19 protein-coding genes and 1 pseudogene are annotated in these 26,680 nt (G+C 70.0%); 8 read left to right on the forward strand and 12 right to left on the reverse strand.

Annotated elements, in window-relative coordinates; all coding sequences use genetic code 11:
* Window position 1: 1 nt before the first annotated feature.
* Window positions 2-310, reverse strand: a pseudogene (locus ACIBB8_RS18110) (agmatine deiminase family protein); the annotation flags it as partial.
* Between the two features lie 57 nt (window positions 311-367).
* Here ACIBB8_RS18110 and ACIBB8_RS18115 point away from each other — a divergent pair.
* On the forward strand, window positions 368-1,291 hold the full coding sequence (locus ACIBB8_RS18115; protein ID WP_398953177.1) for a pentapeptide repeat-containing protein: 924 nt from the start codon (window positions 368-370) through the stop codon (window positions 1,289-1,291).
* A 122-nt stretch (window positions 1,292-1,413) separates the two neighbouring features.
* On the opposite strand, the gene ACIBB8_RS18120 is transcribed toward ACIBB8_RS18115, so the two are convergent.
* From ACIBB8_RS18120 to ACIBB8_RS18130, 3 genes are all read right to left on the reverse strand, one after another.
* The gene (locus tag ACIBB8_RS18120; RefSeq protein WP_398953179.1) at window positions 1,414-1,908 is read right to left on the reverse strand and encodes a lamin tail domain-containing protein; all 495 of its coding nucleotides are present in this window, start codon (window positions 1,906-1,908) and stop codon (window positions 1,414-1,416) included.
* A 408-nt stretch (window positions 1,909-2,316) separates the two neighbouring features.
* A complete protein-coding gene (locus ACIBB8_RS18125) occupies window positions 2,317-3,363 on the reverse strand; it encodes a M36 family metallopeptidase (RefSeq protein ID WP_398953181.1) in 1,047 nt (348 codons plus the stop codon).
* Window positions 3,364-3,905: 542 nt separating this feature from the next.
* Window positions 3,906-4,784, reverse strand: coding sequence for a universal stress protein (locus tag ACIBB8_RS18130; protein ID WP_398953183.1), 879 nt, complete (start codon window positions 4,782-4,784; stop codon window positions 3,906-3,908).
* 250 nt (window positions 4,785-5,034) lie between these two features.
* Between ACIBB8_RS18130 and ACIBB8_RS18135 the strand changes: the two genes are divergently transcribed.
* Entirely contained in the window at window positions 5,035-5,457 is a 423-nt protein-coding gene (locus ACIBB8_RS18135; protein ID WP_398953185.1) for an Hsp20/alpha crystallin family protein, read from the forward strand.
* An 84-nt stretch (window positions 5,458-5,541) separates the two neighbouring features.
* On the opposite strand, the gene ACIBB8_RS18140 is transcribed toward ACIBB8_RS18135, so the two are convergent.
* The gene (locus ACIBB8_RS18140) at window positions 5,542-6,255 is read right to left on the reverse strand and encodes a TetR/AcrR family transcriptional regulator (protein WP_398953187.1); all 714 of its coding nucleotides are present in this window, start codon (window positions 6,253-6,255) and stop codon (window positions 5,542-5,544) included.
* Between the two features lie 137 nt (window positions 6,256-6,392).
* On the opposite strand from ACIBB8_RS18140, the gene ACIBB8_RS18145 reads away from it, so the two are divergent.
* On the forward strand, window positions 6,393-7,613 hold the full coding sequence (locus ACIBB8_RS18145; RefSeq protein WP_398953189.1) for a saccharopine dehydrogenase family protein: 1,221 nt from the start codon (window positions 6,393-6,395) through the stop codon (window positions 7,611-7,613).
* A 243-nt stretch (window positions 7,614-7,856) separates the two neighbouring features.
* On the opposite strand, the gene ACIBB8_RS18150 is transcribed toward ACIBB8_RS18145, so the two are convergent.
* From ACIBB8_RS18150 to ACIBB8_RS18175, 6 genes are all read right to left on the reverse strand, one after another.
* Window positions 7,857-11,240, reverse strand: coding sequence for a pyruvate carboxylase (locus ACIBB8_RS18150; protein WP_398953191.1), 3,384 nt, complete (start codon window positions 11,238-11,240; stop codon window positions 7,857-7,859).
* A 298-nt stretch (window positions 11,241-11,538) separates the two neighbouring features.
* Window positions 11,539-13,722 carry an MGH1-like glycoside hydrolase domain-containing protein gene (locus ACIBB8_RS18155; protein ID WP_398953193.1) on the reverse strand — a complete coding sequence of 728 codons (2,184 nt, stop codon included), beginning with the start codon at window positions 13,720-13,722 and terminating at the stop codon, window positions 11,539-11,541.
* Entirely contained in the window at window positions 13,719-15,752 is a 2,034-nt protein-coding gene (locus tag ACIBB8_RS18160) for a beta-galactosidase (protein ID WP_398953195.1), read from the reverse strand. The genes ACIBB8_RS18155 and ACIBB8_RS18160 overlap by 4 nt, the downstream gene beginning before the upstream one ends.
* Window positions 15,749-16,606 carry a carbohydrate ABC transporter permease gene (locus tag ACIBB8_RS18165; protein ID WP_398953197.1) on the reverse strand — a complete coding sequence of 286 codons (858 nt, stop codon included), beginning with the start codon at window positions 16,604-16,606 and terminating at the stop codon, window positions 15,749-15,751. The genes ACIBB8_RS18160 and ACIBB8_RS18165 overlap by 4 nt, the downstream gene beginning before the upstream one ends.
* The gene (locus ACIBB8_RS18170) at window positions 16,603-17,529 is read right to left on the reverse strand and encodes a carbohydrate ABC transporter permease (protein WP_398953199.1); all 927 of its coding nucleotides are present in this window, start codon (window positions 17,527-17,529) and stop codon (window positions 16,603-16,605) included. Before ACIBB8_RS18170 ends, ACIBB8_RS18165 begins: the two co-directional genes overlap by 4 nt.
* A 4-nt stretch (window positions 17,530-17,533) precedes the next feature.
* Window positions 17,534-18,790: an ABC transporter substrate-binding protein gene (locus tag ACIBB8_RS18175; RefSeq protein WP_398953201.1), complete on the reverse strand. Its 1,257-nt coding sequence runs from the start codon at window positions 18,788-18,790 to the stop codon at window positions 17,534-17,536.
* A 217-nt stretch (window positions 18,791-19,007) separates the two neighbouring features.
* Here ACIBB8_RS18175 and gcvPA point away from each other — a divergent pair, with 217 nt between their 5' ends.
* Genes gcvPA through ACIBB8_RS18200 form a run of 5 tightly spaced genes read left to right on the forward strand, consistent with a single transcriptional unit; the run spans window position 19,008 to window position 24,894 of the window.
* Window positions 19,008-20,399: an aminomethyl-transferring glycine dehydrogenase subunit GcvPA gene (gene gcvPA, locus ACIBB8_RS18180; protein ID WP_398953203.1), complete on the forward strand. Its 1,392-nt coding sequence runs from the start codon at window positions 19,008-19,010 to the stop codon at window positions 20,397-20,399.
* Window positions 20,396-21,988, forward strand: a complete 1,593-nt coding sequence (gcvPB, locus tag ACIBB8_RS18185) for an aminomethyl-transferring glycine dehydrogenase subunit GcvPB (RefSeq protein ID WP_398953206.1) — start codon at window positions 20,396-20,398, stop codon at window positions 21,986-21,988. Before gcvPA ends, gcvPB begins: the two co-directional genes overlap by 4 nt.
* Entirely contained in the window at window positions 21,985-23,409 is a 1,425-nt protein-coding gene (locus ACIBB8_RS18190; protein ID WP_398953208.1) for an ATP-NAD kinase family protein, read from the forward strand. Before gcvPB ends, ACIBB8_RS18190 begins: the two co-directional genes overlap by 4 nt.
* A gap of 47 nt (window positions 23,410-23,456) precedes the next feature.
* Entirely contained in the window at window positions 23,457-24,203 is a 747-nt protein-coding gene (locus tag ACIBB8_RS18195; protein ID WP_398953210.1) for an SDR family NAD(P)-dependent oxidoreductase, read from the forward strand.
* Window positions 24,204-24,252: 49 nt separating this feature from the next.
* Window positions 24,253-24,894 carry a GntR family transcriptional regulator gene (locus ACIBB8_RS18200; RefSeq protein WP_398953212.1) on the forward strand — a complete coding sequence of 214 codons (642 nt, stop codon included), beginning with the start codon at window positions 24,253-24,255 and terminating at the stop codon, window positions 24,892-24,894.
* A 265-nt stretch (window positions 24,895-25,159) separates the two neighbouring features.
* Here the strand turns inward: ACIBB8_RS18200 and ACIBB8_RS18205 are convergent, their stop codons facing one another.
* Complete coding sequence (locus ACIBB8_RS18205) at window positions 25,160-26,572, reverse strand: aminopeptidase P family protein (RefSeq protein WP_398953214.1); 1,413 nt, start codon at window positions 26,570-26,572, stop codon at window positions 25,160-25,162.
* Window positions 26,573-26,680 lie beyond the last annotated feature (108 nt).

The following is a 26,680-nucleotide window of genomic DNA, read 5'->3' on the forward strand; positions in this document are numbered from 1 at the left end:
CTCACCACCGTAAGGGCGATGACCGGACCAGGCATCGCGTCGGTTCGGCAGGCAGTCCCCGGTTGAAGTTCAGGCCGATCGCATCCAGGCCGCCGGAGCCTGCGGTGCGGAAGACCGGGCCGGTGTCACGCACCCAGTAGTCAACGACCGGGAGGGAGCTGATGACCGTGACCGAGGATCCGCACATCGACCGCGCCCTGGCGTCGCCCGCGGAGTCGGCGCACACGACGACGGGTTCGTATACGGCGATGGTCCGGGCGATCAGTGCAATGTCCGCCTGGACTGCGCTGAGCGCGCGACCCCAGATGGCGGTGCTGTCCGGCCTGCGGACTGAGCCCGCCGCCGCCCCCGGGGCCTGCTCTCACGGATGGCAGGTACGCGCCGTCTGCGAGAATGGGCGCTCGCCTCGGAGCGCGGCGAAACCGCCATGCTCATCTCGTCACAGGAGAGGACGCAGTTGTCCCAGAAGCACGCGGCCCAGTCCGACAGCAGCGGCCGCAACGATCTGCAAGCCGACTGCGCGAGCTGCTTCGGGCTGTGCTGCGTCGCGCTGCCCTTCGCCCGTTCCGCCGACTTCGCGGTGGACAAGGACGCCGGGCAGCCGTGCGCGAACCTCCAGACGGACTTCCGCTGCGGCATCCACACACGTCTGCGGGAGAAGGGTTTCCAGGGCTGCACCGTGTTCGACTGCTTCGGTGCGGGCCAGAAGGTCTCGCAGGTCACCTTCGGTGGAACGGACTGGCGGCAGGCGCCGGAGACTGCCCGCCCGATGTTCGAGGTCCTGCCGGTGATGCGGCAGCTCCACGAACTGCTCTGGTACGTCACCGAGGCCCTCGACCTCGCGCCGGCCCGCCCGGTCCACCCGGACCTGCGCCGTGCGCTGAAGCGCGTCGACGGCCTCACCCGGGGGGATGCCGCATCGCTCACGGACCTTGACGTGGCGGCGCTGCGCGACGATGTGAACGCTCTGCTGCTGCGGACCAGTGACCTGGTGCGGGCCGAGGTGCCCGGCCGCAAGAAGAACCACCGGGGAGCCCAGCTGATCGGGGCCAGGCTGGGCGGCGCCCACCTGCGCGGTGCCAGCCTTCGCGGTGCCTGCCTCATCGGGGCCGACCTCAAGAAGGCCGACCTGCGCATGGCCGACCTGATCGGGGCGGACTTGCGCGGCGCCGACCTGAGCGGAGCCGACCTCACCGGAAGCATCTTCCTCACCCAGGCCCAGCTCAACGCCGCCAAGGGCGACTCGGCCACCAAGCTGCCTGCCGCCCTCGCCCGTCCCGCACACTGGTAGCCCGCGGCGGGGCCACGACGACCGCGGTCGTCACTGTGCCTGCGCCGCCCCGGGGCCGCCGGCGAGCCGGCGGCAGAGCTCACCCTCTGCCGCCGTTCCCTGCGATGTGCAGTGATGGTGCGTCAGCCGTGGAAGTTGACGTAGCCGTTGCGGTCGGGGTCGGAGCCGCTCTTGGTGTAGGCGTGGACGTCCGCCCGGCTGCCTGACGGCTTGTACAGGTAGATGGTGTCCTTGTCGTTGTTCCAGATGAAGTTGCAGTTCTGGCGGTAGACGACGTTCTTGGCGTCGGAGTCGGTGCCGTGGCCTCCCCGCAGCTTTATGTAGTCGCCGGGCTCGAGGTAGTGGCTGGTCGAGAAGGTGAAGCGGTTACCGGTGGCGTCCTTGACGACGTAGCCCTTGAGATTGACGGTCGCCTTCGACGAGTAGTTCTTGATCGTCAGGTACTCCTCCTTGGCGTTCCCGGTGGAGCACTTGTTGGAGTCCGGGCCCGGCGCGTCGTACTGGACACCCTTGATCTTCAGCGCCGACGAGTACTCGGCAGCCTGGGCCGGGGCAACGGCAACAGCCGCGATGGCCGCGGCAGCGGCGACAGTGGATATGGCATGGCGTATGCGCATGAGGAAGTCCCCCCAGTGGTGCGGATGAAGCGCCTGGAGCATACACAACCCGTGATGAAGAGATGTAGAAAACATGATGGATATGTGAAGGCAGCCGTGCGGCGCACGTCCGGAATCACTCAAGTAAGCTGCAGAGCTGGAGAATTGATGGCGATGCACGCAGGCCGAACGCCGGACGCCTCGTACTTGGCCCCGGCTCCGTGGCACCTCCCGGACCAAGGGATGGCACCCCGTCAGAAAGGCCGTCTCCATGATGCAATTGCCTTGCGCCGGCCATCACTTGCCACATCTGCCGTAGCATTGCCCGGTGATCGATCCGGCCGGCGCGTGGCCTCGCAACGGACTCAAGGCCGACGCGAGACCACGCTGAGGTCCGCCCTGGGAAGGGGGCGACCGCCGTCACGCTGCCTACTGGACGCCAGGGATCTCGCGGGCCTTGAACGCGGCACGGACCGCGTCCGCCGCACTCTTGCCGTACATGCGTTGCGCCGTCGCAATCGTCGTCAACGCGGCATCGTGGAAGCTGGTGTCGGGTGCGAAGCCGAACTGAGCGTTGACGATGACGCGGTCGGCCACCCTGGCGCCGAGCGCCCCGCGGATGTCCAGGAGTGCGCGGGACCAGATCTCACCGTCCGCGTGCACCTCGCCCACCCGGTCCCCGTATACCTTGTTCCCGTCGATCCGGCGCAGACAGTGCGGGGCGATGCTGTAGGCGACCGAGTCCCAGTCGGCGACGCACGCCAGGTCGGCCTTGCGGGGCCAGCCGTACCGGGCGTCCGCATGGGCGCCGACCTCGACTGCGAGGTAGTCGCCGAAGGCCTCACCGATCGCCCCAGCCTCCGGGGAGGTGCCGAAGCCGGGCACCTGGGCGTTGTGCACCGCGTGTCCGTACTCGTGAACGATCACCTCGGCGTCCTCGGCATCGTCCACGCCGCCCTTGCCGAAGCGGATCTCGGCCTTCTTGTCGGTGAAGAAGGAGTTGTCCGCACCCCACTGGTTGATACGGATGGGCTGCGCGCGGTTGTTGGCGCCGGGCAGTTCGCTGCCGAAGCCGAGGCCCTGCAGGTACTCCTGTGCCTCATTGACCCAGAAGTAGGCCATGACCTGCTCGAACTGGTCGTCGTGCCGGGTGTACGTGCCGGCGTCGGCGGTCTTTGCGGAGGCGCCGGTGTCCGACCTGATGTAGGCCCACCGCCCGGAGAGTCCGCCACTGCCGTCGAGATTGCGCAACGCGGCGAAGGCATAGCTCGAGGTGGGGACGGCGTCGGCCGAGTCCTTGGCGTCGGAGAGCGACTGGTCGCCCGAGGACTGGACGGGGTTGACCATGAATACCCGGGCCTGTGGTTCGGCCGGGGCGGGGACTGCGCCCGAGGCCGAGGCCGCTCCGGCCGGACCGAGCAGGGCCACGGTCGCGGTGGCCGCGGCGATCAGGCCGCGGGGTGTGCGGCGAGTCATGTACATCCTCCCGTGCTGGGATGTGGTGCGGTGGCGTGTTGAATAGCGGGGGATGGCGTGGTGCGAGCGTGATCCTTGCGCACGGGCCCTTCTTTGGCCAGGCCCTGAACAGCGTTTGCGACTCACAGCGGCGAAGGCCCCCACCGTGCGGTGGCGCTGCGTTCGTGTGCCGGGACGATGGGCGTCAGGTCGCCGTGGAACGCCACTCGGCGCGGCGCTCAGAGCGGGCCCCGGCCCACGGTCGGCGCCGTGACGCGCCGAGAACGGCCCGAGCCGCAGCTCGGAGACGTCCGGCTCCTGCGGGTCGTCGCCCTCGAACGCGCTGCGGGCGATGTGTTTACCGGCCTCGGGGCCTGTTGTGGCCGGGCCCGTTCACCGGGCCCGGCCGGGCGATGGCCGGGCTCGTGCAGGCGTGGTCGCGGCGACCGGCAGCGGCTCACCACGCGCCGTTCCGGCCGTGCGCAGTCGCTGGGCGAGAGGCTCACGCAATCGGACCGGTGCGGTATGCGATGCGGTATGCGGTGCGGTCCGGTCTCCCGGCCTCAGTTCCCTTCGTCGGCCGGCGGGGGCACAGTGATCACGGGGCAGGTTGCCCTGTGCAGCAGCCCATGAGGGACGGAGCCCAGCCGCATACCGGTGAAACCCTCCCGGCCACGGCGGCCGACGATCACAGCGAGCGCATGCTCGGAAGCCTCCGCCAACGCCTCGACAGGATGCCCCCGCAGCACCGCGTGGCTCAGGGGAACATCGCGGTAGGCACTGGACCGCCCCGCAGTTGCTTCATGCAGCTGCCTGTGGCACGCCTCGATCGCAGCGTCCTCGTCGAAAAACCCCGGCAGCCGCCGTTGCCACACCCATACCGCACGCACGGAGGCGCCTTGCGAGGCAGCGGCCTCCAAGGCATGTTCCAGCGCGGCCTCGGCTGACCGGCTGGCGTCCACCCCGACCACCAGATACGGCGGCTCCTCCTCGGTGCGCTCGGCTTCCGGCACCACGACCACCGGGCAGGCGGCGTGCGCACTGACCGGAACGGTCGTTGAGACAGCACTGAGCATCTCTCCCAGCCGGCCCAGCCGACGCGAGCCAAGGACCACCAGCCGCGCGTGAGCGGACCTCCGTACCAGGACCTGGGCCGGATTGCCATCCGTGATGAAGGTCGTCACCTCAAGACCCGGCTGCCGCTCATGGGCACGAGCTGTCGCCTTGTCGAGTGCCTCGTCGCCCAGCTGACGCAAGGCCTTGTGGTGCGCCGTCTCCTCGACGCCGCGTACGTGATGGGTCACGGGCAGCACGGCGTGGACCAGATGCAGGCGCAGCCCACGGCGGGCGGCTTCGTCGGTGGCCCAGGCCAGGGCCGCATCGGCCGGCTCCGCGGCGTCGACGCCGAGCATGATCGGGAGTGGTTCACTGGCAGCTGTCATGGCTTCCTCCACCTGTCTGCGTGCACGGGGCAGCAGTCGTGGGCTGCGGCCGCAGCTCATACCTGCACGGTACGCACATGGGCGGCGTGGCGGAGGGCCGAGCGGCCCCCGTTCAGAGAGCTGTTCCCCAGGGCCAGGGCGAGCTCCTGGGACCTTCGGACCCCCGGTGCGGACTGTTCGGCCCCTGCGTCCGGGAGCGTGGCGCGGTGGACTGGACATGTCGTAACCGCAGGACCGAGGAGGTCTGGGCATGGCTGTCATCGCACGCAAGCAGAAGTTCCCGTTCCCGGATCTGCCGGACTGGTTCGAGGCCTTCCCCACCCGATTCACCATGCCGGCGATGGCCGATCTGTACACCATGAGGATCGAGGAGTTCACCGAGAGCGGCCGCTACGTCATTCGAGCGGAACTGCCGGGCATAGAGGTCAAGGATCTGGACGTCACGGTCGAGGACGGCAGCCTCACCATCAGGGCCGAGCGCACCGAGCACGAGGTGGACAAGCATCGCAGCGAGATCCGCTACGGGTCCCTGACCCGCAGTGTCACCCTGCCCAAGAGCGCGGACGAGAACGACGTCCGTGCCGAATACGTCGACGGCATGCTGACCGTCAGCGTTGGCCTCGGCGAGGAGAAGGCGGAGGCGAAGCACATCGAAATCAAGCACGCCACGTGACCCGCACCGGATGGTCGCCCGAACGGACATGCGCTGCCGCCCGTCCGGGCGGCCACGTCGGGCCCGGCCATGGGCCCCGCCGCTCTATCGCCGGGAGCGCCGCGCCTCCCACTGCGCTGCGGCGCCGTCCAGCAGCATGTCCAGGGCGGTGGGATAGGCGCTGTCGACCATCCGGGTCGCCAGGAGTGGCGCCGCCTCGGCGATCCGGGGGTGTGTGGTGCGCGGCAGGCGGGCGTACGTCGAGCGCCACATGTCCTCGTCGGCGTTGAGGCTTTCGCGTGGCAGGGCCAGCGAGGCGGCGTCGAGCGCGGCGAAGGCCAGGGTCTGGTCGATGAAGGCCTGGTAGATCCGTACCGTGTCCGGCAGCGGGAATCCCGCCGTGCGGAGTACGTCGAGGATGGCCTCGTCGGCCGCCAGTTCGTGAGCCCGGCCGGTGACTCGGTTCGCGGTCAGCAGTGCCGCCTGCGGATGCGCGACATACACGGCGTGGATGCGCAACCCGAGGCCGCGCAGATCCGACCGCCACTCCCCCGTGGGCCGCCAGCCTTGCAGGGCCTGCCCGATGAGGGCATCGCCGATGGCGAGGGTCAGATCGTCCATGCCGCGGAAGTACCGGTAGAGGGTGCTGGGGTCGGCGTCCAGGGCCAGGCCGAGACGGCGGGCGGTGAGTCCCGTACTGCCGTGCTCACGCAGCATCCGCAGGGCGGTCTCGACGATCAGCTGCTCGGACAGCACGGTGCCGCTCCTGGTGGGACGGCGGCGCCGCCGTTTCTCCTCGGGTACCACCGTTTTCGCCACCGCCGCCTCCTCGCACCGATCCTTATGCCAACACCATTGACCTTATCCGGGCACGCAACGTTGGATCTCCCGGCAGGGGCGCCGCGCCTCCGTTCCGCGCGGGCATGCCCCATCTCCACAGAGAGGAAGTCCGTGTCATGCGTGTTCTGCTTGTGGGAGCCGGCGGTGTGGGCACCGCGATCACCCGTATCGCGGCCCGGCGCTCGTTCTTCGACGAGATGGTCGTCGCCGACTACGACCTGAGCCGGGCCGAGGCGGCGGTCGCTGCCCTCGCGGGCACCGCGGGCCGCTTTCGTGCCGAGCATGTCGACGCGTCCGATCAGACCGCGGTGACGGCGCTGCTGACACGGCACAAATGCGACGTCCTGCTCAATGCCACCGATCCGCGGTTCGTGATGCCCCTCTTCCAGGCGGCGCTCGCGGCCGGCGCAACCTACCTCGACATGGCAATGTCTCTGTCGCGCCCGCACCCCGAGCGGCCTTACGAGGAGTGCGGGGTCATGCTCGGCGACACGCAGTTCGCGCAGGCCGCCGACTGGGAGAAGGCGGGTGCGCTGGCTCTCGTCGGCATGGGTGTGGAGCCAGGGCTGTCCGATGTCTTCGCACGGTACGCGGCCGACGAACTCTTCGACGAGATCGAGGAGATCGGCATCCGCGACGGCGCGAACCTCACCGTCGACGGCTACGAATTCGCACCCTCCTTCAGCATCTGGACCACCATCGAGGAGTGCCTCAATCCGCCGGTCGTCTACGAAGCGGACCGCGGCTGGTTCACCACCGCGCCCTTCAGTGAGCCGGAGGTGTTCGACTTCCCCGAGGGCATCGGGCCGGTCGAGTGCGTGAACGTGGAGCACGAAGAGGTGCTGCTCGTCCCCCGTTGGGTCGACGCTCGGCGCGTGACTTTCAAGTACGGCCTGGGCGAGGAATTCATCCAGACCCTCAGGACGCTGCACCTCCTGGGCCTGGACCGCACCGACCCGGTGACCGTGCCGAGCGCTGCGGGCCCGGTGCGTGTGTCGCCCCGCGACGTCGTGGCCGCCTGCCTGCCGGACCCGGCGACGCTGGGCGAGCGCATGCACGGCAAGACCTGCGCGGGCACCTGGGTGCGCGGCACCAAGGACGGCGAGCCGCGCGAGGTCTACCTCTACCACGTGGTCGACAACCAGTGGTCGATGGCCGAGTACGGCTCCCAGGCAGTGGTGTGGCAGACGGCCGTCAACCCGGTCGTCGCCCTTGAACTCCTGGCCACGGGCGCGTGGACCGGCTCGGGAGTCCTCGGCCCGGAGGCCTTCCCCGCGCGCCCCTTCCTGGACCTGCTCAGCGCGTACGGCTCTCCGTGGGGGATGCGGGAGCAGTGACCACCCTCGGCTCACCAGGGGATCCGACGTCCCCACTCGGTGAGGACGAGCCGTCGGACGGCCGATGTGATCGCCGCTGTCGGGGTATTCCCCGTTGTCGGCGTCGGCCAGGAGCACCTCAGGGAGGGTTCACCGCGAGATCGTCGCTTGCGTGGTGGACCCTCCCGGCCTGCGCACCTCCCGGCCGTGGAGTCCCGGAGCCGGGCGGGCGACTGCACGGCTCCGGGGCCCGGGCGATCAATCTCACCGGGGCTGGGCGATCACCATCAGGAGGTCGCCCGCCTCGACCTGCTGAACGGAGGTGATGGCCAGACGGTCCACCGCTCCGGCGACCGGAGCGGTGATGGCGGCCTCCATCTTCATCGCCTCGATCGTCGCGATGGTCGCACCCGCCTCGACCCGGTCTCCGGCTGCGACCGACAGCGTCACCACCCCGGCGAACGGCGCGGCTACGTGTTTCGGGTCGGACTTGTCGGCCTTCTCCGCGGCCGGCAATTCCGAAGCCACCGAGCGGTCACGCACCTGGATCGGCCGGAGCTGGCCGTTGAGCGTGGCCATCACCGTGCGCATGCCGCGCTCATCCGCTTCACCGATCGCCTCCAGTGCGATGAGCAGCCGCACCCCGGGCTCGAGGTCCACCTCATGCTCCTCCCCCGGCAGCAGACCGTAGAAGAAGTCCTTGCTCGGCAGGACTCCGGTGTCGCCGTAGGCGTCCCGATGCGCCTCGAACTCCTTCGCCGGACCGGGGAACAGCAGCCGGTTGAGAGTGGCCCGACGGTCCTTTTCCAGTCCGTCGCGGTCCCCGGCGGACAGTTCGGCGACCGGCCTGGGCGCGGCGCGGCCCTTGAGGGCCTTGCTGCGGAACGGCTCCGGCCAGCCGCCGGGCGGGTCGCCCAACTCGCCGCGCAGGAAACCGATCACGGAGTCCGGGATGTCGTACGCGCCGGGCTCGGCGGCGAACCGCTCCGGTGGGACGCCCGCGCCGACGAGGTGCAGGGCGAGGTCGCCGACCACTTTGGACGACGGCGTGACCTTGACCAGGCGGCCGAGCATACGGTCGGCCGCGGCATACATCGCCTCGATGTCCTCGAACCGGTCGCCGAGGCCCAACTCCCTTGCTTGAACACGCAGGTTGGACAGCTGACCGCCAGGGATCCCGTGGTCGTACACGCGCCCGGTGGGCGAGGCCGGGCCGGCCTCGAACGGCGCGTAGATCCTGCGCACGATCTCCCAGTACGGTTCGAGGTCCCCGACCGCCCGCAGGCTCAGTCGGGTCGGCCGCTCGGAGTGGTCGGTGGCCGCGACGATCGCCGAGAGCGAGGGCTGCGAGGTGGTGCCCGCCATCGAGGCCACCGCTCCGTCCACGGCGTCGGCGCCCGCGTTGATCGCGGCCAGGTAGGTGGCCAGCTGCCCGCCGGCCGTGTCGTGGGTGTGGAGGTGGACGGGCAGCTCGAACTCCCTGCGCAGCGCGGTCACCAGTTTCGCGGCGGCAGGTGCCCGGAGCAGCCCCGCCATGTCCTTGATTGCCAGGACGTGCGCGCCGGCCTCGACGATCTGCTCGGCGAGCCGGAGGTAGTAGTCGAGGGTGTAGAGAGTCTCGGCCGGGTCGGACAGGTCCGAGGTGTAGCACAGGGCCACCTCGGCGACAGCCGATCCGGTCTCGCGTACGGCGTCGATCGCCGGCCGCATCCGGCCGACGTCGTTGAGCGCGTCGAAGATGCGGAAGATGTCGATGCCGGTCCGCGTGGCCTCCTCGACGAAGGCGGTGGTGACCTCCGCGGGGTACGGGGTGTAGCCGACCGTATTGCGGCCACGCAGCAGCATCTGCAGGCAGATGTTGGGCACCGCCTCACGCAGGCGGGCCAGGCGGTCCCAGGGGTCCTCGGCCAGGAAACGCAGCGCTACGTCGTAGGTGGCGCCGCCCCAGCACTCCAGCGAGAGCAGCTGCGGCAGAGTCCGGGCCACGGCCGGGGCAACGGCGAGCAGATCCTTCGTCCGCACCCGGGTGGCCAGCAGGGACTGATGGGCGTCCCGGAAAGTGGTGTCGGTGACGGCCACCGCGGGTGATTCCCGCAGGCGCCGCGCGAAGCCCTCCGGCCCCAGCTCGGTCAGCTGCTGCTTCGACCCGGCGGGCGGTACGCCGTTCGCAATGTCCGGCAGTTTGGTCGTCGGGTCGATCAGGTGCGGGCGCTCACCGTGCGGCTTGTTGACCGTGACGTCGGCGAGGTAGGTGAGCAGGCGGGTGCCGCGGTCGGCGGAGTGGCGCGAGGTCAGCAGATGCGGGCGCTCCTCGATGAACGACGTGGTGACCCGGCCCTCCTGAAAGTCCGGGTCGTCGAGAACCGCCTGCAGGAACGGAATGTTCGTGGCCACGCCACGGATGCGGAACTCGGCCACCGCGCGCCTGGCCCGTCGCACCGCGGTGGCGAAGTCGCGGCCCCGGCAGGTCAGTTTCACCAGCATGGAGTCGAAGTGGGCGCTGATCTCGGAGCCGACGAAGGCGGTGCCGCCGTCCAGCCGGATGCCGGAGCCGCCCGGCGAGCGGTACGCGCTGATGGTGCCGGTGTCCGGCCGGAATCCGTTGGCCGGGTCCTCGCTGGTGATCCGGCACTGCAGTGCGGCACCCCGCAGATAGATCCTGTCCTGCGCGAGACCGAGGTCGGCCAGGGTCTCGCCGGCGGCGATGCGCAGTTGCGCCTGGACCAGGTCGACGTCGGTGACTTCCTCGGTCACCGTGTGCTCGACCTGGATGCGCGGGTTCATCTCGATGAAGACGTGGTTGCCTTCCCGGTCGAGCAGGAACTCGACGGTGCCTGCGTTGCGGTAGCCGATGCTGTGCGCGAAGGCGACCGCGTCGGCGCAGATGCGGTCCCGGATCGCGGGGTCGAGGTTGGGCGCCGGGGCCAGTTCGAGGACCTTTTGATGACGCCGCTGCACCGAGCAGTCCCGCTCGAACAGGTGGATGACGTCGCCGTGTCCGTCGGCGAGGATCTGCACCTCGATGTGGCGGGGGTCGACGACGGCCTTCTCCAGGAACACCGTGGCATCGCCGAAGGCGGACTCGGCCTCGCGGGACGCCGCCTCGATGGCTTCGCGCAGATGCCCGGGGTCGTCCACTCGCCGCATGCCGCGGCCGCCGCCTCCGGCAACCGCCTTGACGAACAACGGGAAGCCGGTCTCCTCCGCGGCCGCCGTCAGTTCGTCCACGTCGGTCGACGGCTGCGACGACCCCAGGACCGGTACACCCGCCGCACGGGCCGCTGCGACCGCGCGCGCCTTGTTCCCGGTCAGTTCCAGCACCCCGACGCTGGGACCGATGAACGTGATTCCGGCGTCCTCGCAGGCCCGGGCCAGATCCGGGTTCTCGGACAGGAAGCCGTACCCGGGGTATACGGCGTCCGCCCCGGCCCTGCGTGCCGCGCCCACGATCTCCTCGACCGACAGGTAGGCGCGCACCGGGTGCCCCCTCCGGCCGATCTCGTAGGCCTCGTCGGCCTTGAGACGATGCAGCGAGCCGCGGTCCTCGTACGGGAACACCGCCGCCGTTCCCGCGCCCAGTTCGTAGGCGGCGCGGAATGCGCGGACGGCGATCTCACCGCGGTTCGCGACAAGTACCTTCCGGAACATGCGCAGTCCCTTCCTGACATTCGCGACGTGCGCGCCCGACGGGCGCCCTCGTGACTGATGCCCTGTCTACACCCGCACAAGAGCAGCTCGGGCCGAATCACCACCGGTCGGTCGCTACTTCTGCAGGTTCGCGGAGGTCATCATCGAACGGTCGGGTATGCCTCGGCTCGGTGTGCGCGGTGCTGATCAGCCACGTCCAGCGACCTGCCGTCTGTGGGACGGGATCTTCGGGTGGTTTCGGCCGAGCGTCTGCTTGATCGCGATGCTCACGTCCCGGGTGAACGTGCCTGATGCGGGACTACGGCTTGTCCCGTGTCAGCATCGGCAGCAGCAGAGCCGCCGACCAGCTGAAGTGGGGCGAGTTGAGCGGGGCTCCCGTCGTCGGGTCGTAGTTCTCCATGATCGGCCCATTGCCCGTGAGGCCCGACGCCTGGGTGAGGAGTCGATCCGTCAGGGCGTTCGCTTCCTTGACGTAGCCGTAGCGGCGCAGGCCGCCGAGGGCGAAGTACGCCTGGTCGAACCACACGGGGCCGCGCCAGTACGCCGTCGGCGAGAAGTAGGGGGAGCTCTTCGACACGGTCGGGAACGGGACGGTCGTCGCGAACTCCCCCGGGTCCATCAGCTTGTCGCGCACGGCGCGGGCCTGCGCCCCGGACGCGGTGCCGGTCCACAGCGGGACCGCGCCCTCGATGCCGCGGCCGCGGGCCGTGAGCGGCGCGCCGCTGCCCAGCGCGGTGTCGTGGAACCAGCCGTCGGTAGGGTCGTACATCGTCGTGCGGACGGCGGAGGAGGTCGCGGCGGACCGCCGCTTCCACCGCTCGGCGTCGGCACCGCGGCCGAGAGCTCCCGCGATGCGCGCCAAGTGGCCCTGGTCAGCGGCGAGATAGGAGTTCAGGTCGACGGACTCCTGGTTGAGGGAGTAGCCGAGGAGTGTTCCGTCGGCCGCGCGGTTGGCGACAACGTTCGCGCCGAGGGCGGCGTCGAAGCGGGGCGCGTTGTCCATGCCGCTCTCCCAGGCAGCGGCAAGGCGTCGTTCCTCGGGCGAGTTGTTGGCGGGGTCGACGGTGGCACCGTACTCGGCGAGGCCGTTGTGGTCGTGGTCGCGGTTGCGGTACCACCAGGCCTGGTAGGCAACGAGCTTCGGGTACATCTCACGAAGGAAGGCCTTGTCGCCCGTCTTCGCGTACACCTCCCACACGGCCCAGGCGGCCAGCGGGGGCTTGGAGTTGCGCTCGTTCCAGTTGCCGCCGCCGCGCGAGGGGGCGTTGTAGAAGATGACGTCGGGGATCATCCCGGCGTCCTGCGGGCGCGTCGCGGAGTCCGACGTGATCTGCCAGTCGAACATGGAGCGGATCTGTGACTCGGCCAGACTGGGCGCGAAGCGGGCCGTGCCCACGGCCTGCTTCCAGGTGTCCCAGGCCCAGATACCGCCGGTGAACCACTTGTAGGAGATCGACGGCGTGATCCCGTCGTGCTTGATCTGCCCTGCCGCGCTGCGCCAGTTGGTGACCAGGGTCTCCAGGGACTTCACGGCGGCGCGCCGCCGGTCCGCGGGCACGTTCCGGGTCACTCCGGCGACGTAGCCGTGCCAGCGTGCGTCGCTCGCCGAGACGACCGACGCCGGGTGGTCGAGGACGCCCCGGACCGTCGCCTTCTCGCGGGTCCTTTCGGCGGCGGTGAAGGTGTAGGACTCGGTCCAGTCGAAGCTGTGCGAGCGACCCGGTGCGAGGGTCACCGGCTCGGTGGCCTCGGTGCGGTACGTGTCGCCGTCCACTGTGGTGCGGACGCGGTCCTTGTGGGTGACCTCGAAGCGTTCCGTGCCGTCGGTGAGGTAGTTCCAGGTCTCACGGACCTTGGCGAAGTCGACGCCGACGCCCGAGCGGGTGGCGGTCAGCGAGGGCGCGTCGCGCATCGGTCTGTCGGCGGGCCGCAGCAGGCTGCCCGTCCAGTCGGCGCCCAGCGTGCGGGGCGCCGAGCCGGTATTACGGACCTGGGCGCGCACCAGGGCGCTGCGGTCGGTCGCGAAGCGGAGCTCGAGGGTGAGGCGCAGTCCGTGGCCGAGGTCGTACGACTGGACGAGCCGGCCAGGCAATGACGTGAACCGGGGTGTGCCGCCGCCGGCCAGGTCGAGAGCGCGGCCATTTTCGGTGAGGCGGATACGGCTGAAGGACTTACTGAGCCACCAGGGGTATTCCTGGGCGATGTAGAGGGGCCCGGAGAAGCCGCCGTATGCGTCCTGGTCACCGGCTTTCGGCAGGGCGTAGGCATGCCAGGCCCCTTGGTCGGCGAAAACGGTGACAGGGTTGTTGTCCTCGTCATCGCCGGGCAGGGCTGCGGCCGGGGTTCCGTGCAGGTCGAGCACGTCGGCGTACGGGGACGCCGGCGCCGGGTGCTCATGGGCGGAGGCCGCTTGCGGCACGGCGAGGGCGCCACCGGCAAGCAGGAGTGCGGTCAGAGCTCTCAGGGGCCGGTTTCCGGTCACTTCTGGGTCCCTCCCAGGGAGTCGGTGGCGATGCGCAGGACCGCGGCACCGAGCGAGCCGAGGCGTACGTGGTCACGGACGGTCGTCCCGGTGAGCAGATCGGTGCCGCCTGCGGCGTAGGCGCCGGTCAATGGCGTCTGTGTGTCGTGGTCCGTGTGGTTGAGGACGAAGAGGTACGTGCCCTGCTCGCCGGTCCGGACGGTCGCCTCGACCCCCTCGGGGACGTCGAGCACGGGCCGCACACCGGCCTCCCGCAGGGCTGCGTCGAGCACGGCGCCGATGCCGTGGCCGAGGTGGGCACTCGCGTACCAGGCAGTGCCGCTGCCGTAGGGGTGCCGGGTGACGGCGGGGCGGCCGGTCAGCTCTCCGGCCGCGTACGCGTCGACGACCTCGGTCTCCGGGCTCTCGGTCTCGATCCACTCGCTCCACAGGGTGGCCTCGGCGCCGGAGGCCAGCTGCACCGCCTCGCCGTCGGGGATCGGCCAGAACTCGTCGACGCTCACACCGAGTACGTCCCTCAGCGGTCCGGGCGCGCCCCCGTCGTGGATGTGATCGACACCGTCGACGACGCCACTGAAGGGTCCGCACACGAAGTGGCCCCCTCGCCGGACGTACGCGGCGATGCGTTCGGCGTTCTCGGGGCGCAGCAGGTGGAGGTTGGGCGCGAGAACTGCCCGGTAGCCGTCGAGGTCGGCGTGCGGGGGCACGAACTCGGCGGTGACTGCGCGGGCGTGCAGCGCCGCATACCAGGGGCGCAGGAGGTCGCGCCAGCGCATGCGGGCCGAGGGGTGGTCGTCGGCCTCGAGGGCCCACCAGGAGTCCCAGTCGAGAACGATCGCCACGTCCGCGGGGGTGGTGGCGCCGGTGACCTCGCCGAGCCGGCCGAGTTCGGTGCCGAAGCGGACGGTCTCACGCCAGCCGCGGGAGTCTGTGCCGCGGTGCGGGAACAGTGCGCTGTGGTATTTTTCGGCGCCCGCGCGGGAGGCACGCCACTGGAAGTACATGATGCCGTCAGCGCCGCGGGCCAGGGCTTGGAGGGACCAGAGGCGTTGCAGGCCGGACTTCTTGGGGAGGTTGACCGGGCGCCAGCTGACCGCGGACGGCGCCTGTTCGAGGAGCAGCCAGGGGCGGCCGCCCTTGAGCGAGCGCATGAGGTCGTAGTTGAGGGCGGCGTCGACGTGAGCGCGTGGGTCGGCGGGGTCCGGGTAGGCGTCGTCGGAGACGAGGTCCTCGTGCTCGGCCCACTTCCAGTAGTCGAGTGACTTGAACATCGACATGAAGTTGGTGGTGGCCGGGATGTCCGGACTCAGCTCGCTCAGGACGCCGCGCTCGGCGCGGTGGCAGTCCAGAAGGGCGTCGGAGCAGAACCGCCGCCAGTCGAGGAGCTGGGTCGGGTTGACCGGTCCGGGCGCGGTGCGCGGGGGTTCGATCTCGGCGTATGTGCCGTAGCGCTGCGACCAGAAGGCCGTGCCCCAGGCGTGGTTGAGGGAGTCGATCGTGCCGTAGCGGTCAGTGAGCCAGGTACGGAAGTGATCGGCGGAGCGGGCGCAGAAGCACTCGGTGACATGGTCCCCGTACTCGTTGTGGATGTGCCACAGGGCGACCGCCGGGTGGTGTGCGTAGCGTTCGACGAGGGTGCGGGTCAGACGCACGGCGGCGGCGCGGTACACGGGCGAGGACGGGCAATAGTGCTGGCGCGAGCCGAATTCGAGACGTACGCCGTCGGCCGTGACCGGCAGGATCTCGGGGTGGGCGCGCACGAGCCAGGCGGGGGGTGACGCGGTCGCGGTGGCCAGGTCGACGGCGACACCGTGGGCGTGCAGCAGGTCGAGGAGCCGGTCGAACCAGGCGAAGTCCCAGGTGTCCGGGCCGGGCTGGAGTCTCGCCCAGGAGAAGACGCCGACGGTCACCATGGTGACGCCGGCCTCGCGCATCAGCTCGGCGTCCTCGGCCCAGACGCTCTCGGGCCACTGCTCGGGGTTGTAGTCACCGCCATAGAGGACGCCCGGTACCCGGGTCAGGCGGCTCATCCCTTGACCGCCCCGCCGAGCAGTCCGGCCACGAACTGCCGCTGGAACACCAGGAACAGGGCCATGAGGGGCAGCGTCGCAAGCAGCGAGCCGAGCATCAGGCCCGAGTAGTCGACATGGGAGAGCCCCGTGAGGGTGTTGAGCGCGACGGGCACGGTGTATTTGTCCTCGGAATTGAGCATGAGCAGCGGCCAGATGAAGCTGTTCCACTGCGCCATGAACGTGAAGATGACCAGGGCGCCGAGCTGTGGGCGCACGCACGGCAGCACAACCTGGTAGAAGGTGCGCAGCTCGCCGGATCCGTCGATGCGGGCCGATTCGATGAGCTCGTCGGGGAAGTCGACGAAGCCCTGTCGCATCAGCAGGATGCCGAAGGAGTTGGCAAGGAACGGCAGGACCACGGCTTGGTAGGAGTCGATCCAGCCGACGCTCGCCATCATCTGGAACAGCGGCACGAGCAGCACCTGGAACGGGATCATCATGGTGGTGAGTACGGCACCGAGCAGCAGACCCCGGCCGCGGAAGCGGTACTTGGCGAGCCCGTAGCCGCACATGGCGGAGATCAGCGAGCTGAGCGCGGTGTGCACGACGGCGATGCCGAGGCTGTTGAGGAGGACACGGCCGAAGCCGATGGTGTCCTGGAGCCGTGCGAGGTTGTCGAGCAGGCGTCCGCCGGGCAGGACCGGTGGCGGCGAGTGGAACAGTTCGGAGGTGGAGTGCGTCGCGGCGATCGCCATCCACAGGAACGGCACGAGGCTGACAGCGGCGCCCGCCGCAAGGAACAGACGCACGGCGTAGCGGCCGACGCGCCGGGCGGGGTGGACGCGTACAGGGGCCTGCTGGAGGGCGGTCACCGGCGGCGCTCCCTTCCGAAGACGACGTACTGGAGGGCGGAGACCGCGGCGATGAGGGCCACGACGACCCAGGCGATGGCGGCGGCGTAGCCGAAGTCGAGCTGCTGGAAGCCGACTTTGTAGAGGTAGACAACCGGGGTGAGCGTCGCGTCGTCGGGTCCGCCGCGCGTGAGGACGTAGTTCTCGTCGAAGAGCTGGAGCGTGCCGATGGTGGAGGTGATCACGCAGAACAGGACGATCGGACGCAGCTGCGGCAGGATCACGCGCGTGTACGTGGAGAGGGTGCCGGAGCCATCGATGTCTGCGGCCTCGTACTGCTCCTTCCCGATGGCCTGGAGCCCGGCGAGGAGAATGACGGCGTTGTAGCCGGTCCAGCGCCAGGTCAGGGACGCGATCAGGGAGACACGGGCCCAGGTGGGGCTGTTGAGCCAGTCGATCGGGCCGATGCCGACGGCGCCGAGCATCTGGTTGACGAGGCCGCCGTCGGTCTTGAGGAGGACTTGGAAGACGACGGCGTACGCGACGAGTGTGGTGACGGCGGGCAGGAAGTGGACCGCGCGCCAGGTGCCACGGAAGCGCAGCCAGGACTGGTTGAGGAGGACAGCGAGGACGAGGGCAAGGCCGATCATCACCGGGACCTGGACGACGAGGATGATCCCCGTGTTGAGCAGGGACTCCACGAAGGCGGGGTCGTGGATCATGCGCCGGTACTGGTCGAGGCCGACCCAGCGGGTGGCGCCCGAGTCCTCGGTGGTGAAGCTCTGCAGGAGGCTCGCGCCGAGCGGATAGACGAAGAAGAGCGCGAAGAGGGCGGCGGCCGGTCCGGCGAAGATCCAGGCGACGGGACGCGGGCGCCGGCGGCGGGTGGCCGCGGGGGCACGGGCGGGTGCGACCGGCCGGTCGTGGGTGGTGTGGACGGCCATCGGGCTACTTCACCCTCTCGCGGCCGGTAGCCGCGGCGATCTGCCGCGCCGCCGAACTCAGCGTGGCGCGCGGGTCCTTGCCTCGCAGCATCACACCGTTGACTGCGGAGATCATGATGTCGGTTGCCTTCGCGTCGTCCTTGTTGTTCTCGACCGGCGGGATGTTGCGGGCGAGCCGGGCGAACACGTCGAGGGCCGCCTGGCCGCCGAAGTACTCCTGTTTCGCGCTCAGATATGGGTCGTCGAGCGCGGGCAGATACGCCGGGAACAGGCCCTCGCGCTTCAGCATGGAAACCTGGTTCGCCTTGCCCGTGAGCAGGAACTCGATGAACGCCCAGGCCAGGCGTGGGTTCTTGCTCTGCGCGGGAACACAGAGAGTGGAGCCGCCGATGTTCGAGGTGCGGATGCCGTCGGCGGTGAACCCGGGCAGGGGCACCACCCCGAACTTCCCCTTCAGCTCGGGCATCTCCTCGGTGAGCGTGCCCGTCCACCAGGCGGCGGTGGGCGTGGTGCTGGCCTTGCCCTCCTTGGTGCCGGTGACGAGGCCGTCCCAGCCTTTCTCGTAGTCGACGAGTCCCTTGTCGTGCAGGGTCTTCATCAGCGTCATGGCCTGCACGGCCTCGGGGGTGTCGACGGCGACCCGGCCGCCCTTGAAGTAGGACTGCCCCTGCTGCTGGAGCAGCATCGGCAGGATGCCCGCGTCGGTGGAGTCCGTGATGAGCAGCTTGCGGCCGGTGGCCTTCTTGATCCGTACACCCGCCGCCACGTAGTCGTCCCAGGTCAGCAGAGACTTGGGATCGACTCCGGCGGCGCGGAAGTGGTCCGTTCGGTAATAGAGCGCGCAGGGGCCGATGTCCCAGGGCAGGGCAAGGACGGCGCCCCCCTTGCCGGTGACGGTGCGCCATGCGGCGCGGTCGAAGTCGCCGCCGTAGCGGCCGCCGAGGCTCGTCAGGTCGTAGAAGCCGCTCGGGAAGTTACCTGTGTAGCGCGGCATGTAGCTGCCCTCGACCGTGAGGACGTCGGCGAGGCCCGAGCCGCCGCGCAGGCCGACGGTGATCTTGTCATAGGCGTTGTCGTATCCGATGTCGACGACATCGACGGTGGTGCCGGGGTGGCGCTCCTCGAAGGTGTGGGCCAGACGCTTCATGGCCTTGGCGGCCACGTCCCACGACCAGACCGTGATCTTTCCGCTGACCTTGCCCTTCTTGTCACCCTCCTTGCCGCTGATGCCGCGGGCGCCTCCGCCGCCCGCACCACCCATGGCACATGCGCTGACCAGGGACGTTGCTGCGGTTGCCAGACCTGTGGCCAGAACAACCCTTCGGGTGGGTCTCGTTGACACTCTTGCCTCCTGGAGCCTGAATGCCTAATGCTGTATTCAGAACACTGAATGACGGAGCCCGCCGTCAAGAGGCGTACACCCAAAGACTTTTGCTGCTGTGGTTCAGATTTCCGTCGGCTCACGCGAAAGGCGCGGCATGACGTCACCCCAGGAATCCGCCCCCTCCTACGTCCACCCCTACATCCCGAACGCGGTCCCCGCCGTGCGGCAGGCAATGCTCAATGAGATCGGAGCGGCAAGCGTCGAGGACTTCTACGCCGACATCCCGGACTCCATCCGGCTGCACCGCCCCCTCGACCTGCCGAGCCCGCTGCGCTCGGAGACCGAACTCACGCGCCACATGGATGAGTTGCTCGGCCGCAACACCTCGACTCGGCAGGTGCTCAGCTTCCTCGGATCCGGCTGCTACCAGCACCACGTACCGGCGGTCGTGGACGAGGTGGTCAACCGCAGCGAGTTCCTCACGGCGTACGCGGGCGAGCCCTACGAGGACCACGGCCGGTTCCAGGCACTGTGGGAGTACCAGTCGATGATGGCCGAGCTGCTCGATGTGGAGGTCGTCAACGTCCCGGTGTACGACGGCTTTCAGGCCTCGGGAACCGCGCTGCGGATGGCCGGCCGGATCACGGGCCGCCGCCGGATTGTCGTCGCCACGGCCGTCGACGACGACAAGCTCTCCCGGATACGCGACTACGTACGCCCCGACCACGACGTGACGGTCGTGCCCGTCGACCCGGACACCGGCTGCGCCGACCTCGACGCCGTACGCGCCGCGCTCGCCGCCGGCGACACGGCCGCCGTGTACGCGGACTCGCCCTCCGCGCTCGGCATCGTCGACGAGGCGCTACCCCGTCTCGCCGAACTCGCGCATGAGTCCGGAGCGTTGTACATCGTGGGCTGCAATCCGCTCACGCTCGGCGTGCTCGCACCGCCCTCCGCGTACGGCGCGGACATCGCGTGCGGCGACATCCAGCCGCTCGGCCTCCACCAGAGCTTCGGCGGCGGCAACGCGGGCTTCATCGCCACACGGGACGAGGAGACGCTGGTCGCCGAGTACCCGTCACGCCTGTTCGGTCTCGTGCCGACGACCGTCGAGGGCGAGTACGGCTTCGGTGACGTCGCCTACGAGCGGACGTCGTTCGCACTGCGCGAGGAGGGCAAGGAGTGGGTCGGCACGGCCGCCGCGCTGCACGGCATCGGCGCCGGGGTCTATCTCGCGCTGATGGGACCGCAGGGCATGCGGGAGATCGGCGACACGATCCTCGCGCTCACCGCGTACGCCCGCCGACGCCTCGCCGAGGTGCCCGGCATCGAGGTCCCCTACGGCGACGCCCTGCACTTCGCCGACTTCACCGTCCGCTACACGGGCAACAGGACCGCCGCCGAGATCCGTGCCGACCTCAAGGAACGGGGCATCTTCGGCGGCACACCGACCGGCGCGCACGAGGCCGCGTACTGCGTGACCGAAGTCCACACCAAGGCCGACATCGACCGACTCGCCGCGACCCTCGAGGAGATCGTCAAGTGAGCGCCCCGCACGCACCCGTGTCCGTCTCCCCCGAGGAGGCCCGCGTCGCCGACAAGCCGCGCCTCCGCCGTTTCCAGCAGGCCTCCTGGGACGAGAAACTGATCTTCGAGCTGGGTTCGCCGGGCGAACGAGGCATTCTCGTACCGGCGGCCGACCCGTCGGTCGACCAGGTCGAGATACCCGCCGCACTGCGCCGTGCGAAGCCGCCCGCCCTGCCGGAAATGTCCCAACAGCAGGTCCTGCGCCACTACTTGCGCCTGTCGCAGGAAAACCTGGGCGCGGACCTCAACATAGACGTCGGCCAGGGCACCTGCACCATGAAGTACAGCCCCAAGGTCAACGACCAGTTCGTCCGCGACCCACGGATCGCCGCGCTGCATCCGCTCCAGGACGAGGACACCGTGCAGGGCGTCCTCGGGATCATTCACAGCCTCGAGCAGCTCCTGAAGGAGATCTCCGGCATGGACCGGGTCTCGCTCCAACCGGGCGCGGGCTCCGCGGCGATCTACACGAACGTCGCCATGATCCGCGCCTACTTCGCCGCGCGCGGCGAGCTGGAGCAGCGCGACGAGGTGATCACGACGATCTTCTCCCACCCCTCGAACGCGGCCTGTGCGAAGACGGCCGGCTTCAAGGTCATCACCCTCCACCCGGACGCCGACGGCTACCCGGACATCGAAGCCCTCAAGGCGGCGGTCGGCCCGCGCACGGCGGCCCTCCTCATCACCAACCCCGAAGACACGGGCATCTACAACCCGCGCATCGAGGACTTCGTACGGATCGTGCACGAGGCGGGCGGACTGTGCTCGTACGACCAGGCCAACGCCAACGGCATCCTCGGCATCACGCGGGCGCGGGACGCAGGCTTCGACCTGTGCCACTTCAACCTGCACAAGACGTTCTCGACACCGCACGCGTGCGGCGGTCCGGCGGCCGGCGCGTGCGCGGTCACCGCGGACCTCGCCCCGTATCTGCCGCGCCCCACGGTCGAGTTCGACGGGTCCGCCTACCGGCTTGACGACGACCGGCCCGAGTCGGTCGGCAAGATGCGGCCGTTCTACGGGGTCGTGCCGAACCTGGTCCGCGCCTACGCGTGGATCATGTCGCTCGGCGCGGAGGGTCTGCGGGCCGCCGCCGAGACGGCGGTCCTGAACAACAACTACCTCCTCCACAAGGTCCGGCAGATCCCCGGCGTCTCGATCCCCTACGCGGCCGGGCGCCCGCGCGTCGAGCAGGTCCGCTACAGCTGGGAGAAGCTTCACGAGGACACCGGACTGCACTCCGAGGACATCGGCCTGCGCGCCGCGGACTTCGGCACCCACTACTGGACGAGCCACCACCCGTACGTCGTGCCCGAACCCATGACGCTGGAGCCGACCGAGTCCTACACGCGCGCCGACCTCGACGAGTACGCGGCGATCCTCGCGGAGATCGCCCGCGAGGCCTACGAGGACCCGGAGACCGTGCGCACGGCGCCGCACCGCTCGACCATCCACCGCGTACGCCCCGAGGCCCTCGACGACCCTGCGACCTGGGCGGTCTCCTGGCGCGCCTACCGTCGCAAGGTTCTCGGCGAGGCGACCCGTTGACCCGGCTGCCCAGGATCGGCCTGGTGGTCAACCCGGTCGCCGGCCTCGGTGGCCGGGTCGGCCTCGGCGGCACCGACGGCCCGGAGCGCCCCCGCGTGGCACTCTCACTGGGGGCGCGCCCTCTGGCCGGGGTGCGCGCGGTGGCCGCGCTGGGTGAACTGGTTCTGCGATTGGGCGAGTTGACGGTGTCGGGGCGCCCCCACCAAGTGCCCGGCGACCCCGGCCCAGGCGAACAGGTGAACGTGCGCGCCAATTCGGCGACCCGTATCCCGGGCGGGCGCCGAGATAGGTCAGCAGGCGCGGCGCATGCCCCGTCCGACGTCCCGGACGGCGCGCGCCCAGGCGCGCTCCACGCACGCGACGGCATGGCCGGACTCCCCGCGCATCCCGCGCCGGACACGCTCAACGGCCGGCCCGGTGGCGCGCTGCCTCCTGACACGGCCGGCCCACCCCCGGGCTCCCGCATCCTCGTCGTGACGGCCGCCGGCTCCCTGGGCGCCGACTCCGCCGCCTCCGCCGGGCTTCCCGCGCGGGTCGTGTACGCGGCCGAGGACGGTCGGGACACCTCGGCTGCGGACACGGCAGCCGCGGTGCGCGCCGTCGTCGCCGAGGGCGTCGATCTGCTCCTCTTCGCCGGGGGCGACGGCACCGCGCGGGACGTGCTCGCCGCTCTCGGGGACGCGCCCTGCCCCGTCCTCGGCGTGCCGACCGGTGTGAAGATGCACTCGGCCGTCTTCGCCGTCAGCCCGCGCGCCGCGGGTGAGGTCGCCGCTGCGTGGGTCACCCGCAAGGGCGCCGTACGACTGCGGGACGCCGAGGTGATGGACCGCGACGAGGATGCTCTGAGCGAAGGCCGCGTCACATCCCGGCTCTTCGGCTGGCTCCCCGTCCCCGACGTGCCGGTACGCGTACAGCAGCGCAAGACCGGCAGCACCGCCACCGTGCCGGGGGCGGTCGGCGGCATCGCGGCCGACGTTGCCGAGCGCGTCGGCGACGGGCTGCTGGTACTCGGCCCCGGGAGCACCACCCGCGCCGTCGCGGCCGCGCTCGGCGCGGATGTCACCCTCACCGGGGTCGACGTGCTCAGCCTGCGCATCGGTCAGCCGCCGCGCGTCGTGGCCCGCGACGCCGCCGAGGACACCCTCCTCGCGCTCGGTCCGGCCTGGATCGCGCTCTCCCCCATCGGGGGCCAGGGCTTCCTCGTCGGCCGCGGCAACCAGCAGATCTCGCCCCGGGTCCTGCGCGCGGCGGGCGGCCGCGATCATCTGCTCGTGCTGTGCACCGAACAGAAACTGTCGGCGCTCGGCGGCCGCCCCCTTCTCCTCGACACCGGCGACGATGCGCTCGATGCGGAACTCTCCGGCCACATCCCGGTCATCACCGGCAGGCGGCGTACGTCGCTGTACCGGCTCGCGACCTGACCCGACACCTCTGAACCCGTACCTCCACGTCCCAGAAGGAGCCCAAGATGATCTCTCTTGACGGCAAGCGCGCCCTCGTGACCGGTGGCGGAGCCGGTATCGGCCGCGCCACCGCCCAGGTCCTCGCCGAACTCGGCGCCCGCGTGGTGATCGCAGACATCGACACGGAAGGCGGCGAACAGACGGCGAAGGACACCGGAGGGACGTTCGTACGCTGCGATGTGTCCCGGCACGAGGACTGCGAGGCCGTCGTGAACACGGCGCAGGAGCGGTTCGGCGGCGTCGACGTACTCTTCAACAACGCCGGAATCATCCGCCGCTCCACGGTCTGTGAGATCACCGAGGACGACTGGGACCTGGTGATGGCCGTGAACATCCGCTCGGTGATGCTGATGAGCCGCCTCGTGATCCCGGGGATGGCCGCCCGGGGCAGCGGCTCGATCATCAACACCGGGTCCGGCTGGGGCATCCGCGGCGGCGGCCGAGCCGTCTCGTACTGCGCGTCGAAGGGTGCCGTCGTCAACATGACCCGCGCCATGGCCATCGACCACGGCCCCGACAACATCCGCGTGAACTGCGTCTGCCCCGGTGACACGGCGACCGGGATGCTCGCCGAGGAGGCCCGCCAGCTCGGCGAGAGCTCCGGCGCGTTCTACGCCGACGCCGCCGACCGTCCGCTCGGCCGCATCGGGCAGCCCCGCGACATCGCCCAGACCGTGGCGTTCCTCGCCTCGGACGCCTCGGCGTTCCTGAGCGGGGCGATCATCCCGGTCGACGGCGCCGGTACCGCGTGACCCGCCGGTAGCGGATAATCGACCGCACCGAAGGGGAGGGCAGCCTCACATGCCAATCGAAAACCGCCCGCTGCGCGAACAGGTCAAGGAGGAACTGATCAAGCGCCTCGGGCGCGGCACGATCGCGACCACCGAACCTATCAACGAGGGACAGCTCGCCACCGAGCTCGGCGTCAGCCGTACTCCGCTGCGCGAGGCCCTGATCACGCTGGAGCGTGAGGGCGTCATCACCAGTGAGCGCGGCAAGGGCTTCCGCTTCACACCGCTCAGCGCGCAGGAATTCCGTGACCTGTCCGCGATCGTCGCGACACTGGAGGCGCTGGCCCTGGAGTCCAGTGCCCCCGAGCATCTGGCGGCGACGGCTCCCCGGCTGCTTGAGGAGGCGCGCGCGTTCTCGGCCCCGCAGGCACCGCACGACGTCATAGAGCGGTACGACGACGCGTGGCACGACCTGCTCCTGTCGGGCTGCACGAACGACCGCCTGATGAAGCTGATCACCTCCCTGAAGGTGACGATGCACCGCTACGAGCGGGTGGCCCTGGGCGACCAGGACATCCTGGAACGTTCCGCGGTGGAGCACGAGCGGATCGCCGAGTGCCTCCAGCGCGGCGACCTCGACGCGGCGGTCGCGGCGCTCAAGGAGAACTGGAACAGCGGAATGCACCGGATCCTGGAACACCTCAAGGACTGACCCCGTGCGGCGGGTCCCTGGTGAAGCCATGGTGCGGGTCGGGCCCCGGGCTTGACCCGCACCGTCCCTTCGGGGTCCGATCACCGTGGATCGGACATGAGGAGCCGGCTGGGCCAGCACTTCGATAACCCGAGTCCGGTCAACGGTCGGCCGTTCACGGTGATCACCCGAGGCACCGAGGCGGACGCGGAGCGCGCCCCGGACACGGCGCACGCTGCCGCGCCCGCCCGGGGCCGTACGTCGCCCACCGCGCACGCCGCCCCGCTCAGCCGGCGAACTGGGCCATCCACGCCTCGACTTCGTCCGCGGCGCGCGGCAGTCCGGCCGACAGGTTCTCGTGGCCGCCGTCGGTGACGACCAGGTCGTCCTCGATCCGGACGCCGATGCCGCGCCATTCCTCGGGCACGGTCAGATCATCCGCCTGGAAGTACAGGCCCGGCTCGACGGTGAGCACCATGCCCGGCTCCAACACGCCGTCGACGTACTCCTCGTTCCGGGCCATCGCGCAGTCATGGACGTCCAGGCCGAGCATGTGGCCGGTTCCGGCCATGGTGAAGCGGCGCTGCAGGCCGAGTTCGTACGCGCGGTCGACGGGGCCGTCGATGAAGCCCCACTCGACCAGCTTCGCCGCCAGATAGCGCTGGGACGCCTCGTGGAAGTCGCGGTACTGGGCGCCCGGCTTGACGGCTGCCATGCCAGCCTCCTGGGCCTCGTACACCGCGTCATAGACCTTGCGCTGCACGGGCGTGAAGGTCCCGCTAATCGGGAGGGTGCGCGTGACGTCGGCGGTGTAGAGGGTGTGCGTCTCCACGCCCGCGTCGAGCAGGAGCAGGTCGCCGGGGCGCACCGGGCCGTCGTTCTCCGTCCAGTGCATGATCGTGGCGTGCTCGCCCGCCGCGCAGATCGATCCGTAGCCGACGGAGTTGCCCTCCAGGCGTGCGCGGCGGAAGAACGTGCCCTCGATCCACCGCTCGGACGAAGCGATCGCCCGGGAGAGCTCGCCGACGACGTCGGTGAATCCGCGCACGGTGGAGTCCACGGCCTTGCGCATCTCGCCCAGCTCCCACGCATCCTTGACGAGGCGGAGATCGCTGAGCGCCTCTTCCAGTTCGGCGTCGCGCTGCTCGTCGGTGGTGACGGCAGCCTCCAGGGCCGGGTCGATGTCGCGGACGATCCGGGTCGGCGCGCCGGAGGCGGCGGCCAAATCGTCAGGCGCCGTTCGGACGTCTCGGCAGGTCAGACCGAGCACGAGCTCCGACTCGGCGAGGGAGCGGCGTCGGCCCATCCACAGTTCGGCGGTGTAGCCGAGCCAGAACTCGTCTGTGTCCCTGCTGTCCCGCGGCAGCTGATAGCAGTAGGCGTCGTGGCCGCCGTCCGCGCGGGGTTCAAGGACGAGCGCGCCGTCCCGGGCCTGGTCCCCGGTCATGTGCACATAGCCCGAGTACGGCCGGAACGGGTAGGTGTCGTCGTTCGAGCGGACCTTGAGATTCCCCGAGGGGATCACGAGGCGTTCGCCGGGGAAGCGCGCGGAGAGCGCAGCGCGGCGGTGGGCCGCGTACGGAGCCTGCTCGCTGAGCTGCAGACCGTGCCGCTCGGTGTCCGCCCACCCCGTCCGCATCAGGGCGGACAGCTCTTCGGAGATCCCTTGGTAGAGACCGTTCTTTCGACCTTTCGCCACTTCATACACCTTCTTCTGGGTGGGTTCCTCAGGGGCGAGGGGCACAGAGGCGCGTTCGGACAGGCCGAACCCTCTCCCGGTGCAGCCCCAGGCCCACTCGCTGCCACC

Source organism: Streptomyces sp. NPDC051286 (assembly GCF_044455345.1).
In the GTDB taxonomy this organism is placed as follows: Bacteria; Actinomycetota; Actinomycetes; order Streptomycetales; family Streptomycetaceae; genus Streptomyces.